Here is a 15927-nt window from a genome sequence, read left to right as displayed (position 1 = left end):
CACCGCCCGCTTCGGCTCATGCATGCACGCACTGAGACGATGCAGCGCGCCCGAACATGCGTCTCACTGCACCACAATCGCCCGCCCGCCGCGCACGTACCGATGCACCACGCATCGGTGCACGCCTTATGGGGCAAGCCTCCGTCATTACCTTCGCGCTGGCACAACGCTTGCAGAAGGGTGTGCGCAAGACACGCCACACACACCGGGCGGCGCGCAAGACGACAAACGACCACGCGCCACGGCCCACGACTCACTCACGGACAAGAGGCACAAAAATGAAACGTCGCAGTCTGTTGAAACTCGGGACGATGTCGGGCGCACTCGCGGCAGCGGGGCGCATGCCGTTCGCGCACGCGGACACCGGCAGCGGCCCGATCAAGGTCGGCATCCTGCATTCGCTCTCGGGCACGATGGCCATTTCGGAGACCTCACTGAAAGACACCGCGTTGATGACGATTGCCGACATCAACAAGAACGGCGGTGTGATGGGGCGTCAGATCCAGCCCGTGGTGGTCGACCCGGCCTCCAACTGGCCGCTGTTCGCCGAAAAGGCGCGCCAGCTCCTCACTCAGGACAAGGTGGCCTGCGTGTTCGGCTGCTGGACGTCGGTATCGCGCAAGTCGGTGCTGCCGGTGTTCGAGGAACTCAACGGCCTGCTCTACTACCCCGTGCAGTACGAAGGGGAAGAGATGTCGCGCAACGTCTTCTACACGGGCGCGGCGCCCAACCAGCAGGCCATTCCCGCCGTCGAATACCTGATGAGCGCGCAAGGCGGCGGCGCGAAGCGCTTCTTCCTGCTCGGCACCGACTATGTGTATCCGCGCACGACCAACAAGATCCTGCGCGCGTTCCTGCACTCGAAGGGCGTGAGCGACAGCGATATTCAGGAGGTCTACACGCCGTTCGGCCATAGCGACTATCAAACCATCGTCGCGAACATCAAGACGTTCTCGCAAGGCGGCAAGACCACCGTCGTTTCGACCATCAACGGCGACTCGAACGTGCCGTTCTACAAGGAGCTCGGCAATCAGGGCATCAAGGCCACCGACGTGCCCGTGGTCGCGTTCTCCGTGGGCGAGGAAGAGTTGCGCGGCATCGACACGAAGCCGCTCGTGGGACACCTCGCGGCGTGGAATTACTTCATGTCGGTGAAAGGCCCGAACAACACGAAGTTCAAGGAGCAGTTCGAAGCCTGGGTGCAGACGAACAACCTGCCCGGTGGCGCCAAGCGCGTGACCAACGACCCGATGGAAGCGACGTTCGTTGGCATCCATATGTGGAAGCAGGCCGTCGAGAAGGCCAAGAGCACGGACGTCGACAAGGTGCGCGTGGCCATGATCGGCCAGACCGTGGCGGCGCCTTCGGGCTTCACCCTCACGATGGACGGCAACCATCACCTGCACAAGCCGGTGATGATTGGCGAGATTCGCGGCGACGGCCAGTTCAACGTGGTGTGGAAAACGAAGACCGCTGTGCGCGCGCAACCGTGGAGCCCCTTCATCGCCGGCAACGAAGGCAAGCCTGACGTGGTCACTTCCAACCCGCTGCCCGCCTTCCTGCGCCGCTCGCGCGTGGCCTGACGTTCTCCTTCGCCCGCGCCGGGATCGACCGGCGCGGGCTTGCGTGCCCTGTCTACGGGCCGCGGCATCACGGCCTGGCCGATTTGCTGCGGTCCGCACCAAAAGAAAACATCATGGCTCTCTCACTCCCGAGGTACGCGCGCGCGGGCTTGCGCCACGCGCTCGCCGCGGCTGCGCTCTTCTCGGCGCTATGCACTGGCGCGCACGCACTCGATGCAGCCGACGTCGCACCGCTTGGCGGCGACGACTTCGACGCGAAATCCGCGGCCATCGACAAGCTCATCGCCACGCACGACGCCGCCTCGCTTGCGCTCCTGAAAGCGCTCGCGGACGACAGCGTCACGGCGACCGATTCCGGCGAAGTGCTCGTGCAGGACGGCGCGGATGGACAAAGCGCCCGCGACGCCGCAACGGGCAAGCGCGTCGCCGCAAACGTCGCATCAAGCGCGCAGCCCATCACGCTGAACAACCTCCTGCGCTCGAAGGTGGCGGGCGCGGTCTCGGGCCTGCAACTCGCCTCGCCCGACCTGGAAACGCGACGTGCCGCCATCAGCGAGCTGCTGAAGAACCCCGACCCGGCCATGAAGCCGCTGATCGACGCGGCGCGCGCGAAGGAAACCGATCCCGCGCTCAAGCGGCGCCTGGACACGCTCTGGGCCATGACGGCGCTGCACGATCCGAACGCGGCAACGCGTCTGGAAGCGGCGAAGCTCGTCGCGGCGCGCCACGACCTCGACATGTACGAACTGCTGCGCCCGCTCGTCGCGAAGAACGCGAGCGGCGCATACAACGAGCCCGACGCCGACGTGCGCGCCGCAGCCCTTCAGGGCATCGAGTCACTTGATTCGATCCAGCGCCGCAGCGAGATCGCCGGCACGCTGTTCGCGGGCCTCTCGCTTGGCAGCGTGCTGCTGCTCGCGGCACTGGGTCTTGCCATCACCTACGGGCTCATCGGCGTCATCAACATGGCGCACGGCGAATTCCTCATGATCGGTGCGTACGCAACCTATGTCGTGCAAACGCTCGTGCAGCGCTATGCGCCCGGCGCGTTCGACTGGTATCCGCTCTTCGCGATTCCCGCTTCGTTCGTCGCCGCAGCGCTCGTGGGCGCCGTGATCGAGCGGCTCGTGATCCGCCATCTTTACGGCCGCCCGCTCGAAACGCTGCTCACCACGTTCGGCATCAGCCTCATTCTCATTCAGGCCACACGCATGATCTTCGGCGCGCAGAACGTGCAGGTCGAAAACCCCTCGTGGATGAGCGGCGGCGTAACCGTCATGCCCAACCTCATCCTGCCGTACAACCGCCTGGCGATCCTCGCGTTCGCGCTGATCGTGGTGGGCATTGCGTGGACCGTGCTCACAAAGACGCGTCTTGGCCTCTTCGTGCGCGCCGTCACGCAAAACCGCCGCATGGCCGCCTGCGTGGGCGTGCGCACCGCACGCGTGGATGCGTGGGCCTTCGCGTTCGGCGCGGGCGTGGCGGGCCTGGGCGGCTGTGCGCTCTCGCAGATCGGCAACGTCGGCCCCGATCTCGGCCAGAGCTACATCATCGATTCGTTCATGGCCGTGGTGCTGGGCGGCGTCGGACAGATCGCGGGCACCGTGATCGGCGGCTTCGGTCTCGGGCTCGTCTCGAAGGCCATCGAGCCGTTCTGGGGCGCCGTGCTCGCGAAGATCGCCGTGCTCGTGCTGATCGTGCTCTTCATCCAGAAGCGTCCGCAGGGGCTGTTCGCCCTCAAGGGCCGCAGCGCGGAGGCATGACATGACGAGCGTCACTTCCACTTCGCCGCGCCACACGCTGGGCGCGCCACATACGCCCGGCGAGCGCACCGAGACTTTTGCACTCGGCTTGCCCGCGCGGCCCGCTCTGCTCTCGCCGCGCGCATGGCTTGCGCTCATCGTGCTGATCCTCGCGATCGGCGTGGGCGTGCCGCTTTGCGCGCTCGTGTTGCCGCAATCGAGCGCGCTGCATCTTTCCGCCTATGCGATGACGCTAGGCGGCAAGCTCATGTGCTACGCGATCGCGGCACTCGCGCTCGATCTCGTGTGGGGCTATTGCGGCATTCTGAGCCTCGGTCACGGTCTGTTCTTCGCGCTCGGCGGCTACGCCATCGGCATGTACCTCATGCGCGAGATCGGTCACGACGGCAAGTACGGCAGCGACCTGCCCGACTTCATGGTGTTTCTCGACTGGCACGCGCTGCCGTGGTACTGGCAAGGCACGGAGCACCTTGGGTACGCACTCCTGCTCGTCGTGCTTGCGCCCGCCGTGGTCGCCTGGGTGTTCGGCTTCTTCACGTTCCGCTCGCGCGTGAAGGGCGTCTACCTTTCGATCATCACGCAAGCCATGACGTTCGCCGCGATGCTGCTCTTTTACCGCAACGAAACGGGCTTCGGCGGCAACAACGGCTTCACCGACTTCAAACGCATCGCAGGCATGCCGATTACGCATCCGGGCACACGCACCGTGCTGTTCCTGCTGACGTTCGCCGTGCTCGTGCTTGCGTTTCTCGGCGCGCGCGCGATCGTCACCTCGAAGCTTGGGCGCGTCGTGACCGCCGTGCGCGACGGCGAAACGCGCCTCATGTTTCTCGGCTACAGCCCGCTTGGCTACAAGCTCTTCGTGTGGACCGTCTCGGCCATCCTGTGCGGCATCGCGGGCGCGCTTTACGTGCCGCAGGTCGGCATCATCAACCCAAGCGAGATGTCGCCCGGCAACTCGATCGAAATGGCGATCTGGGTGGCCGTGGGCGGACGCGGCACGCTCATCGGGCCGATCATCGGCGCCTTCGCCGTGAACGGCGCGAAGAGCTTCTTCACCGCGCATTTCGCCGAGTACTGGCTGTTCTTCCTGGGCCTCATGTTCGTGCTCGTGCCGCTCCTTCTGCCCAACGGCATCATGGGACTCATCGACCTCATCCGTAATCGGATCACCGCGCGGATCACTGCGCGGATCAATGACCGGACCACTGCGCGGAGCGAACGCCCATGAACGGACATATCCTGCTCAACGACCCGCTCAACCACAACCCCTTCGACGACGCCCTCAAGGACGACGAACTCGCCCTCTCGGGCGTGGCGCATCTCGGGCACGTGGTGGAGCCTGGCGCGATCGATATCTCGCACGGCACGATCCTTTATCTCGAAGACGTGACCGTGAGCTTCGACGGCTTTCGCGCGCTCAACAAGCTCTCGCTCGTGATCGACGTGGGCGAGTTGCGCTGCGTGATCGGCCCGAACGGCGCCGGCAAGACCACGATGATGGATGTCATCACCGGCAAGACCGCGCCCGATTCGGGCAAGGTGTTCCTCGGGCAGACGCTCGACCTCACGCGCATGAACGAGCCCGCCATCGCGCGCGCGGGCATTGGCCGCAAGTTCCAGAAGCCCACGGTGTTCGAGCAGCATCCCGTGTGGGAGAACCTCGAACTCGCGATGAAAGCCGACAAGGGCTGGTTCGCCACGCTGCGCGCACGCCTGGGGCGCGAAGCGCAGGCGAAGATCGAGGAAACGCTCGAAGTGATCCGGCTGGAGAGCGACGCGCGGCGCCTTGCGGGCGAACTTTCGCACGGCCAGAAGCAGCGGCTCGAAATCGGCATGCTGCTCATGCAAAAGCCGCAACTGCTGCTGCTCGACGAGCCCGCCGCCGGCATGACCGACGACGAAACCATGGAACTCGCTACGCTGCTCAACCGCTTGCGCGGCACCTGCTCGATGATGGTGGTCGAGCACGACATGGAGTTCGTCGCCGCGCTCGCGGGTGAAGCGGGCCGTGTGACGGTGATGGCCGAAGGCAGCGTGCTCGCGCACGGCACGCTCGACGAAGTCAAGCGCGACGAAACGGTGATCGAATCGTATCTGGGTCGCTAGGGCACAAACTACATTATTCGCCATGCTAACTATCGAATCTCTGAATCAGTACTATGGCGGCAGCCACATCCTGCGCAACGTCTCGATGACGGTGCCCGAGGGCGAACTCACCGTGCTGCTCGGGCGCAACGGCGTGGGCAAAACCACGCTGCTGCGCTGCCTCATGGGCGTCGTGCCGACGAAGAACGGCGCGATCGCCTGGCGCGGCGAGGCGCTCACGAAGCTGCCCACGCATGCACGCGTCGCGCACGGCCTCGCGTACGTGCCGCAAGGGCGCGATATCTTTCCGCGTTTGAGCGTCGAAGAGAATCTGCTCGTGGGCGCGGCGAGCAAGAAACGCATGCCGTCAAGCGTGCCCGCGCATATCTACGAACTCTTTCCCGTGCTCAAGGACATGAAGGCGCGGCGTGGCGGCGACCTCTCGGGCGGCCAGCAGCAGCAACTCGCCATCGGCCGCGCGCTGATGAGCGATCCGCAGTTGCTGATACTCGATGAGCCCACCGAAGGCATTCAGCCTTCGATCATTCAGGACATTGGCCGCACGCTGCGGCGGCTCGTGGAAGAGATGCACATGACGGTGCTGCTGGTCGAGCAGTACTACGACTTCGCCAAGGCCATCGCGGACCGCTACTGGGTGATGAGCCGCGGCGAGATCGTGGCGGGCGGTGCGGGCGCAAGCATGGATGCGGATGGTGTGCGCGAGTTGATCGCGGTTTGAATGGACATCAGGGCGCGGCGCACATTCAGGAATTCGTGCGCCATCCTGTCTTTACCAACCCGACAGGATGGCGCGCATCGCAAACGCGCTAGCGCCGCGGTACGCCGTCGCGCCACTCGCCCCAGTGCGTGACGATGTCCTGCACGAGCGGATTGCCCGTGAGGTACAGATTGTCGATCGCGATCGTGAAGCCGCCCTGCGACGCGTAGTTGAGCAGATTATCGGCGCTCGACTGGCCCGCGTACGGCCGGTCGAAGTCCGAGCCGGCGCGCAGCACCGCGACACGGTTCAGGTCAACACGATGCGCGGTCGCTGCGCGCGTCAGCGCCTCGTAGGTGGCGTTGTCTTCCTGCTGCGTCGTGCAGTAGGTGCCCTTGCCATCGGTCAGGATCTTCGTCCATTGCCGCGCGCGCTCACCGAGGTCCGTGCCCGACCACCATGTATCGCCCGCCAGGGTATCGCACTGGAGGACGGTCGGCGGACGGTTCGCGGGCGCATAGCTGTATTTGGCGCGGGCGGCTTGCGCCTGCGCGTCGTCGGTGAGCGTCACGTTGCGCGAGAGCGCGAATGCCGCGTTCGAGAGCGCCGGATTGAGCTGGAACACTTCCGTGCGATAGTCGAGCGGCGGCTTCTGCGTCGGGCCCGTCGTGTTGATGCCGAGATAGCCCGTGTTCCAGCCCTGCGGAATTTCGCGTCCGTCGATCTCCCACTGAATGCCGAAGTCGACGAGCCAGTTCGCCCAGGCAGCGGAACCGACGGTCCCCTGAAGCGGATCGATACCCGCGATGCCCGCCACCATGAAGTACGTACGACGCAGGTCGAATCGCGGCGAGAACGTCAGCGCCATGATCGACGCGGCGGCATTCGCGTGCCCCATGCCCGTCGTCATCACGCAGACGTCCTGACGATTGCAGTGCACGGCCGGGTAGTCTGGCGACAGCCCCGCGACGGTGATGTCCTGCCACGGTCCGAGATGATCGAGCCACACCTGGCCTTCCGGTCCGAACATCGAAATGATCATCACCTTGACCGGACGGCCATGCGAGCCGCCGTCGTCCTGCTCGAAGCTGTCGTCGGCGTGCGCGATGGCCGGTGCAACGGCTGCGCCGGCCATGAGCAACGAGGAAATGACCGCACCAAAAGCACGATTTAGCATAAGAGGCCCCACTTGATGTAAGAACTGCGGTTGCGAGACGTGAATCGCGTGCCGTGTTGTCGACGGATGTCGTGCTTGTTTTTCGGCGTGCAGCGTGGGACCTGGGCGTGAGCCGTTCAGGCGAAAGTGAGTATAAGCGGAGAAAAAAATGCCATCGGTTCTGGCGCGCAGGGACCCTCGCGCCTGACCAGCGCACGCGAGCGAGCGTGATATCCTGCACGCCATTGCCCGCCTCTTCCATCCACTACGCATGTCGCTCCACGTCGATCACGCCGCCCTCGCCAACGTCACGTTTCGCAGCACCGCACATCAGGAATGGGCCGCGAGGCTCGAGCTCGGCTTCGAGCGCCAGGGCGCGCGCACTGCGCTCACCCATCGCCTGCACGCGGGGCCGTTGCGCGTGCAACGACCGCTCTACCCCGAAGGCGACGCGATCTGTCACGCGGTGATCGTGCATCCGCCCGCGGGTATCGCGGGCGGCGACCGGCTCGACATCGACGTGAACGTGAGCGATGGCGCTCACGCCGTGCTCACGACGCCCGGCGCGACCAAGTGGTACAAGTCCAATGGCCGCGTGGCGCGCCAGCGCATCAACGTGCGCGTGGGCGCAGGCGCGAAGCTCGACTGGCTGCCGCAGAACAACCTCGTGTTCGATCACGCGCACGCTGAACTCGAATTCGCGCTTACGCTCGGCGCGGGCGCGACGGCCATCGGCTGGGACGCGACGCAACTGGGCCGCCAAGCCGCGGGCGAGCGCTGGTCGGCGGGCATGGTGCGAGCGCTCACGCGCGTGATGCGCGCGGCGTCGGAAAGCGATGGCGACGATCAACTGCTCTGGCTCGAACGCGCACTCATCGACGCCAACGACCCGCTGCGCGACGCGCCGCAAGGGCTCGCTGGCTACCCCGCGTTCGGCGTGTTGTGGGCGATCGGACCTGCGTGCAACGAGGCGCTCGCACAAGACCTCGCCGCTATCCTGCCCTTCGACGACGCGCTGCGTTCGGGCGCGACCTGCATCGCGCCGGGCGTGCTGCTCGTGCGCGTGGTCGGGCGTTCGATGGAGCCGCTGCAGAACACGCTCACGCAGTGCTGGACGGCGCTGCGTCCGTTCGTGCATGGCGTAAAGGCCGCGCCGCTGCGCCTGTGGACGACCTGAGCACGTTTCACGCGCACCGCAGCGGTGCGCTCTAGCACCTTTACGCACAGTGACGCAGCGCAGCAACGCCAATTCGGTGCAATCGCGCCTTTAGATTGGTGCATCCACGTTGTCCCCTTCATTGGCACACACCTTGCTGTGAGCTTCATCGATTCGTGCGCGTCGCGCACGAGGCCGCAAGCTGCGCCTGGCCTTGTTTCAATGCGCTGGCTCCCGTAAGCTGGGCCGACAGCGTTGCCCCAACCTTCCCAGAACGATGAAGCTCACGCCACGCGAGAAAGACAAGCTCCTGATCTTCACCGCCGCGCTGCTCGCCGAAAGGCGCCGCGCCCGCGGCCTCAAGCTCAACTACCCGGAGGCGGTCGCGTTCATCAGCGCGGCGCTGATGGAGGCGGCCCGCGACGGCAAGACCGTTGCCGAGGTCATGCATTACGGCACCACGCTGCTCACGCGCGACGACGTGATGGAAGGCGTGCCCGAAATGATCCCCGACATCCAGGTCGAAGCGACCTTCCCCGACGGCACCAAGCTCGTCACCGTTCACCATCCGATCCCCTGAGTCGTGAGGAACCAGCCATGATCCCCGGCGAAATGCTGATCGACGACGGCGAAATCGAACTCAACGCAGGCCGCGAGACCGTCACCGTGAAAGTGGCGAACACGGGCGACCGCCCCGTGCAGATTGGCTCGCACTTCCACTTCTACGAGGTCAACGACGCGCTCTCGTTCGACCGTGAAGCCGCTCGCGGCTTTCGCCTGAACATTGCAGCGGGCACGGCCGTGCGCTTCGAACCAGGACAAGAGCGCACCGTGGAACTCGTGGCGCTTGCGGGCGAGCGCGCCGTGTACGGCTTCAACGGCCGCGTGATGGGCCCGCTCTGAGCGCGGCCAGCGAAATCCGGCGAATTCATCAGGAATCCGACATGACATTGAAGATCGGCCGCCGCGCCTACGCGGAGATGTTCGGCCCGACCACCGGCGACCGCGTGCGTCTCGCCGACACCGAACTCATCATCGAGATCGAGCGCGACTACACCGTCTACGGCGACGAAGTGAAGTTCGGCGGCGGCAAGGTGATCCGCGACGGCATGGGCCAGTCGCAGCGAGCGCACGCGGAGGTTGCGGACACCGTCGTCACGAACGCCGTGATCATCGATCACTGGGGCATCGTGAAGGCCGACATCGGCATCAAGGACGGGCGCGTCTGGAAGATCGGCAAGGCGGGCAACCCCGACGTGCAACCGGGCGTGACGATTCCCATTGGCGCGGCGACCGAAGTGATCGCGGGTGAAGGCCAGATCGTCACGGCGGGCGGCATCGACACGCACATCCACTTCATCAGCCCGCAGCAGATCGACGAAGCGCTCGCCTCGGGCGTGACGACCATGCTCGGCGGCGGCACCGGCCCAGCCACCGGCACCAACGCCACCACCTGCACGCCAGGCCCGTGGCATATGGAGCGCATGCTCCAGGCCGCCGATGGCTGGCCGATCAACCTGGGCTTTCTCGGCAAGGGCAATGTGAGCTTGCCCAAGCCCGCCGAAGAGCAGATCGCCGCGGGCGCGATTGGCCTGAAGCTGCACGAGGACTGGGGCTCGACGCCCGCCGCCATCGACAATTGCCTGAGCGTTGCGGACGCAACGGATACGCAGGTGGCCATCCACACCGACACGCTCAACGAGTCGGGCTTCGTGGAAGCGACCGTGGCCGCCTTCAAGGGCCGCACGATCCACACGTACCACACCGAAGGCGCGGGCGGCGGCCACGCACCCGACATCATCAAGGTGTGCGGCGAAGCGAATGTGCTGCCCTCCTCGACGAATCCCACGCGCCCGTACACGATCAACACGCTCGACGAGCATCTCGACATGCTGATGGTGTGCCATCACCTCGACCCGTCGATTGCCGAAGATATTGCGTTTGCCGAGTCGCGCATCCGCCGCGAGACCATCGCCGCCGAGGACATCCTCCACGATCTCGGGGCGCTGTCGATGCTCTCCTCGGATTCCCAGGCAATGGGGCGTGTGGGCGAAGTCATCATCCGCACGTGGCAGACCGCGCACAAAATGAAGGTGCAGCGCGGCGCCCTGCCCGAGGACGGGGGTACCAACAGCACGCGCCACGACAACTTCCGCGTGAAGCGCTACGTGGCGAAGTACACGATCAACCCGGCGCTCACGCATGGCATCGCGCACGAAGTGGGATCGCTCGAGCCGGGCAAATGGGCCGACCTCGTGTTCTGGGAGCCGGCGTTCTTCGGCATCAAGCCTTCGCTGATCCTCAAGGGCGGCATGATCGCGCTCGCGCAGATGGGCGACCCGAACGCTTCGATTCCGACGCCCCAGCCCGTGCATTACCGCGAGATGTTCGCCACGCGTGGGCGCGCGCTCGCGCAAACGTCGCTCACTTTCGTTTCGCAGCTTTCGCTCGACAAGCGCATTGCCGAGCGCTACGGTCTGCAAAAACGCGTGGTGGCGGTGCGCAACTGCCGCAGCGTGACGAAGGCCGACATGATTCACAACGCCTGGCAGCCCACGATCAGCGTCGACCCCGAGACGTACCAGGTCGTCGCCGACGGCCAGTTGCTCACCTGCGAGCCCGCCACGGTGCTGCCGATGGCACAGCGTTACTTCCTGTTCTAAAGTTTAGCCATGCGCACGATCGACAAACGACTCAACGCGAAGCTCGCGCCGGTGCTGATGCAGCGCGCGCCTACGCTCACGCTCCCGTATGACGCGCGCTGCAAGAGCCGCTTCGCGGCCACGCTCGACACTGGCGAAGAAGTGGGCGTGGTGCTGCCGCGCGGCACCGTGCTGCGCGACGGCGACATGCTCGTGGCCGACGACGGCGGCCTCGTGCGCGTGATCGCGGCGCCCGAGAGCGTACTGCTCGTACGCGCACCCGATCGCCTCACGCTCACGCGCGCCGCGTATCACCTCGGTAATCGCCATACGCCGGTAGAAGTGGGCGCGGAGGAACTCAAGCTCGAAGCGGACCCCGTGCTCGAAGACATGCTCAAGCGCCTGGGCGCGCAAGTCGAGCGCGTACAGTTGCCGTTCCAGCCGGAATCGGGCGCATACGGCGGCGGCCATCGCCACGGCCACGACGAAACCTTCGCCGACGATTACGCGCTCGCGCAACGCGTGTATGACGAGCACCACGGTCACGCGCATTCGCACGACCATGCGCCTGGTCATACGCACAATCACGCGCATGGCGAAGATCACGCGCATGACCACGATTGCGGACACGATCACGGTCATTGCGACGGCCACGCGCACGACCACAGCCATGAACATCGCTGAGCTCACTGCCCTGCTGCATCTCGCGTCGCCGGCGCTGCCTATCGGCGCGTTCAGCTACTCGCAGGGACTCGAAGCCGCAATCGATGCGCAACTGGTCACGAACGCCGACGAAGCCGCGCATTGGGTAGCGGGTGGCCTCGCGAACGTGCTCGCCTGCGGCGAACTGCCCTTTTTAGCGCACCAGATGGAACGCTGGCGCACGCATGACGCGCACGCGCTCATCGTGGCGAACGAGGAATTCATCGCGAGCCGCGAATCGGCGGAACTGCGACGCGAAACCGCGCAGATGGGCTGGTCGCTGCGTCAACTCTGCGCACAACTCGAATGGGGCGACGCGGATCGGCGCGCCACATTGGAGCGCATGACGCCCATCGCGCAACCCACGGCCTTCGCATTCGCCGCGTGGGCGCACGAGGCCGCGCCCGAAGCGGCGCTCGCCGCCTACGCGTTCAGCTGGATCGAGAATCAGACGGCCGCCGCCCTCAAGGCGGTGCCGCTCGGCCAGCTTGCGGGGCAGCGCATCATCGTCGCGCTGCGGCCTGAAATCGAAAAAGCCGTGGCGCGCGCGCTCGCGACGCCACCCGATGCGCTCAACACGTTTGCGCCGCAACTAGGCGTCCTCTCCGCGCGCCACGAATCGCAATACTCGCGGCTATTCCGCTCCTGAATCCCGCATCTCACACACGAACCATGAATTCGCACGCATCCAGCAAACGAACGAAGAAACTGCCACCGCTGCGCGTCGGCGTGGGCGGCCCGGTCGGCTCCGGCAAGACGACCCTGCTCGAAATGCTCTGCAAGGCCATGCGCGAGCGCTATGACCTCGTCGCCATTACCAACGACATCTACACGAAGGAAGACCAGCGCCTGCTGACCGTGGCGGGCGCGCTGCCCGCCGAGCGCATCATGGGCGTGGAAACCGGCGGCTGCCCGCATACGGCGATCCGCGAAGACGCGTCGATCAACCTCGAAGCCGTCGACCAGATGCTCACGCGTTTTCCCGATGCGGACATCGTCTTCATCGAATCGGGCGGCGACAATCTCGCGGCGACTTTCAGCCCCGAGTTGTCGGACCTCACGATCTATGTGATCGACGTGGCGGGCGGCGAAAAGATCCCGCGCAAGGGCGGGCCCGGCATCACGAAGTCGGACCTGCTCGTCATCAACAAAACCGACCTTGCGCCGCTCGTGGGCGCGAACCTCGACGTCATGGCCTCCGACGCGAAGAAAATGCGCGGCGAGCGGCCCTTCGTGATGTGCAACCTGAAAGCGCTCGATGGGCTCGGTGAGGTGATCGCCTTCATCGAAAAGCGCGGCCTCCTGGTCACAGAAAGCGCTTGAACACACACCACCGATCTCTCAGATTGACGGATCGATGTAGTCGGCGTGCTTCACGAGCCAGTCCGGGTTCAGGTGTGATCTATCCACATAGAGTGCCGATTTTCCCGTCAAGCGGATGCACGCTTCATCCACGCACAGGCGTGCGTCGGGGTCGATGACCGAAGCATGATCGCGCTCGGCAAGCGCGATCAGTTCCTTGCGGACGCTCTGTTGCAGGCCGTCGATTTTCACCCGTTGCTCTGCCTGGCGTGGGTCGAAACGCCCGATTCTCGCCAGGAATACGTGCGGATCAAACGGGTCACCTATCGGATTGTCGAGCAGCACGTAGACCGTTTTGTGCTGCGCCTGCAATTCCCTGATTTCCCGATCAAGCTCGGCGAATGCTGCCGCTCTTCCTTCGAGCGTGGTCAGGCTCAACTCCTTTTGGCCGCTGACCACGTAATAGCCCACGGGGTTGAAGTAGTAACTCCAGTATCCGCCGATCACAACCGTCGTAATTCGGCTATTCGCAGCCTTCGCCAGCGCCTCGCGCCGCACCGACCCGCATTCTGAATCGACCGGCAAATCATGTTTGAAAACGTGCGGTATCGGTGGGCAAGCGGCAGCAACAGCAAAGATGGCGCCGTTTCGTGAAGCGTTGTGCTCCTCATCATCGTAGATTCGTTCGGCATACTGAGCGACATGCGAATCCCCGAGAAAAAGCGTCGTGGACTTGCGGTCCTCGTGCAACGGATAGATGCCGTCTCGAGCCTGCCCATCTGGCGTCCTTGATGCGAGGAACTCCCACCCGGTGCGCGTTGCGAGGTTGACAGAGTCGAAGCGGGGCGTGATGAGCGCGTCATTGATCGCCACGCCGCCAAGCAGCATCAGCACGAGGCCGAGAGCTAACAGAAGCGCCGTTCGATTCGCAGAGCGATGCCAGCGAATCTTCCTCTCCACAAAGCGGTGCGTGAGCCAGGCCAGCACGATTGAAAGCAACACCACCGCGATCTTCGTGAGGTGCCCATTTTCCGGCCAGACGATATGCGCGAACGACAACAACGGCCAATGCCAGAGATAAAGCGGGTAGCTAATCAGCCCGCAAGTCACGAAGGGGCGACTCGATAGTAGCGTGCGATTGATCCACGCGCCTGAGCCTGCTGCGATGACCAGGAAAGTCCCCATCGTCGGCAACAATGCCCAGAAGCCTGGAAACGCCCGCTCGTGATTGGTCAGCAGGAATCCCGACAGCAAGAGACCCACTCCGAGCGCACAGAGCAGGTTGCCGTTTCGGGCGATCAGATCCGAGCGATGCAGGGCGATATAGGCAAGCGAGCCGCCCACCATGAGTTCCCAGAAGCGGGACAGGGGCGAGTAAAAGGCAGCAACGGGATCCCGCCAGGCAAGCCATACGCTCACGCCAAAGGACACGGCAATGATCGCGCCATTCATGACCGTGAATCGCCAGCGATGCATCCATGCATAGCTCAAGAGCAGCGGCCAGAATATGTAGTATTGCTCTTCGACCGCCAGACTCCAGAGGTGCAACAAGGGTTTTGCCTCATGGCCGCTATCGAAGTAGCCGCTCTCGCCCCACAAAACAAAGTTCTGGACAAAGGAGGTCCCACCGACGATGTGCTTCCCGAGTTGTCGGTACTCGTCTCGCAACAGCACAAGCCATCCAGCAGACGCGCAAAAGAGCAATACAAGTAGAAGCGCTGGGAAAATTCGACGAATCCGCTTCCCGTAAAAATCTGCAATACTGAATTTTCCTCGCTCGAGATTGGACAGGATGATGGTGGTAATGAGATATCCGGAGATGACAAAAAAAACGTCGACTCCGATAAATCCGCCTGCCATTCGCCTCGGGAATGCGTGATAGAGAATCACTCCCATCACCGCGATCGCTCGCAATCCGTCGACGTGGGGACGATATTCGTGCGCCGCTACGCTGCGAATCGCAGTTCGCTCCGGCGAACTGCCGAGAATTTCCGTCGCGGACGGAACCGGCAGCACTTGCGGGGTAATCGTCGATGACATGAACGGTCCTTCGATGACTGCATATCGGTGAGACGCACGCCTGCGATACCGAGATTGAGCAACGCGTTCCTTACGCAGACGCGACTCGAACGCAAATCAACCACGTGAACCCAGTACACCTGCGCTCGGGCTTGAGCGTATGTGCGCATACGTACGCATCGTTGCCCGCAAAGCTACGCAATCGCTCAACCCTTTCATGCGTCTCTACATCACCCTTCATCCGTCTATAAACTACCCTTCACATGCCCGCACTCGACCCTTTCAATAAGCGAACTTTCAGATAACAAACAAACACCCACGGTGAGAATGACGGTGACTTTTCCGGTGTCAGGACTGCCGGATAGACTCACGCGCCGGTGGTTTGCGCGGGCAAGCCCTCCTGTTCGGCCCTGTCGCCCGACGTTTTATCGGTAGGTCCCCAGTGGAGTCTTCCCGTGCTATCGCTCTTTAATTGGTGCCGCGATGCTCGTCGCCAACCACCGATCACGCTGTTATAGTTAGTTTTCCTATTAGATACAGCGAATGTAGATAGTCAGGGCTGCGATCGTCGTTAGTTTGGTCAGAACTGTATATCGCGAGACAAAGGCCGCGGCGGTGGCATCGCCGGTTGCCTGCGTGAAGTCAAACATGTGCGGCCCGATCAGCGCAGCGAAGTTCTACGAGTCACGTTCGAAATCGACTCTTCCCTGCCGTGTCATCGCAACGCACTGATCGCCGCAACGAGTGGCTGGACACCGGGGGGCGCAAGTATGGTGCTGTGCGACTTCCCGGAAACCG

At 64.0% G+C, this 15927-nt stretch carries 14 protein-coding genes; 12 read left to right on the top strand and 2 right to left on the bottom strand.

The window, feature by feature from the left end:
• The first annotated feature begins 278 nt into the window (after positions 1-278).
• The 5 genes from urtA (at position 279) to urtE (ending at position 6173) form a co-directional block, all read left to right on the top strand.
• Positions 279-1583, top strand: a complete 1305-nt coding sequence (urtA, locus tag L0U83_RS03480) for an urea ABC transporter substrate-binding protein (RefSeq protein ID WP_233880558.1) — start codon at positions 279-281, stop codon at positions 1581-1583.
• A 113-nt stretch (positions 1584-1696) separates the two neighbouring features.
• Entirely contained in the window at positions 1697-3346 is a 1650-nt protein-coding gene (gene urtB, locus L0U83_RS03475; RefSeq protein WP_233880556.1) for an urea ABC transporter permease subunit UrtB, read from the top strand.
• Between the two features lies 1 nt (position 3347).
• Entirely contained in the window at positions 3348-4577 is a 1230-nt protein-coding gene (gene urtC / locus L0U83_RS03470; RefSeq protein WP_233880554.1) for an urea ABC transporter permease subunit UrtC, read from the top strand.
• Positions 4574-5455 carry an urea ABC transporter ATP-binding protein UrtD gene (urtD, locus tag L0U83_RS03465; RefSeq protein ID WP_233880552.1) on the top strand — a complete coding sequence of 294 codons (882 nt, stop codon included), beginning with the start codon at positions 4574-4576 and terminating at the stop codon, positions 5453-5455. Before urtC ends, urtD begins: the two co-directional genes overlap by 4 nt.
• A gap of 22 nt (positions 5456-5477) precedes the next feature.
• Positions 5478-6173 carry an urea ABC transporter ATP-binding subunit UrtE gene (gene urtE, locus L0U83_RS03460; RefSeq protein ID WP_233880551.1) on the top strand — a complete coding sequence of 232 codons (696 nt, stop codon included), beginning with the start codon at positions 5478-5480 and terminating at the stop codon, positions 6171-6173.
• 88 nt (positions 6174-6261) lie between these two features.
• Here the strand turns inward: urtE and L0U83_RS03455 are convergent, their stop codons facing one another.
• Complete coding sequence (locus L0U83_RS03455) at positions 6262-7329, bottom strand: purine-nucleoside phosphorylase (RefSeq protein ID WP_233880549.1); 1068 nt, start codon at positions 7327-7329, stop codon at positions 6262-6264.
• Between the two features lie 250 nt (positions 7330-7579).
• Between L0U83_RS03455 and L0U83_RS03450 the strand changes: the two genes are divergently transcribed.
• The 7 genes from L0U83_RS03450 to ureG all read left to right on the top strand — a co-directional run bounded on the left by L0U83_RS03450 (position 7580) and on the right by ureG (position 13131).
• Entirely contained in the window at positions 7580-8485 is a 906-nt protein-coding gene (locus L0U83_RS03450) for an urease accessory protein UreD (RefSeq protein WP_233880547.1), read from the top strand.
• 256 nt (positions 8486-8741) lie between these two features.
• The gene (ureA, locus tag L0U83_RS03445) at positions 8742-9044 is read left to right on the top strand and encodes an urease subunit gamma (protein WP_017773123.1); all 303 of its coding nucleotides are present in this window, start codon (positions 8742-8744) and stop codon (positions 9042-9044) included.
• A 17-nt stretch (positions 9045-9061) separates the two neighbouring features.
• Positions 9062-9367, top strand: coding sequence for an urease subunit beta (locus tag L0U83_RS03440; RefSeq protein ID WP_233880545.1), 306 nt, complete (start codon positions 9062-9064; stop codon positions 9365-9367).
• Between the two features lie 41 nt (positions 9368-9408).
• Positions 9409-11127, top strand: coding sequence for an urease subunit alpha (ureC, locus tag L0U83_RS03435; RefSeq protein WP_233880543.1), 1719 nt, complete (start codon positions 9409-9411; stop codon positions 11125-11127).
• Between the two features lie 9 nt (positions 11128-11136).
• On the top strand, positions 11137-11790 hold the full coding sequence (ureE, locus tag L0U83_RS03430) for an urease accessory protein UreE (RefSeq protein WP_233880541.1): 654 nt from the start codon (positions 11137-11139) through the stop codon (positions 11788-11790).
• Positions 11777-12457 (top strand): urease accessory protein UreF, encoded by a 681-nt coding sequence (locus tag L0U83_RS03425; RefSeq protein ID WP_233883680.1) that lies wholly within the window; start codon positions 11777-11779, stop codon positions 12455-12457. The genes ureE and L0U83_RS03425 overlap by 14 nt, the downstream gene beginning before the upstream one ends.
• 23 nt (positions 12458-12480) lie before the next feature.
• A complete protein-coding gene (gene ureG / locus L0U83_RS03420) occupies positions 12481-13131 on the top strand; it encodes an urease accessory protein UreG (protein WP_233880539.1) in 651 nt (216 codons plus the stop codon).
• A gap of 18 nt (positions 13132-13149) precedes the next feature.
• Here ureG and L0U83_RS03415 read toward each other — a convergent pair whose 3' ends face one another.
• Positions 13150-15150 (bottom strand): acyltransferase family protein, encoded by a 2001-nt coding sequence (locus L0U83_RS03415; RefSeq protein ID WP_233880529.1) that lies wholly within the window; start codon positions 15148-15150, stop codon positions 13150-13152.
• Positions 15151-15927: the final 777 nt, after the last annotated feature.

The sequence above is a fragment of the Paraburkholderia flagellata genome (genome assembly GCF_021390645.1).
In the GTDB taxonomy this organism is placed as follows: domain Bacteria; phylum Pseudomonadota; class Gammaproteobacteria; order Burkholderiales; family Burkholderiaceae; genus Paraburkholderia; species Paraburkholderia flagellata.
The sequence above is the reverse complement of the archived record's forward strand: the minus strand, read 5'-3'. Positions and strand labels throughout refer to the sequence as shown.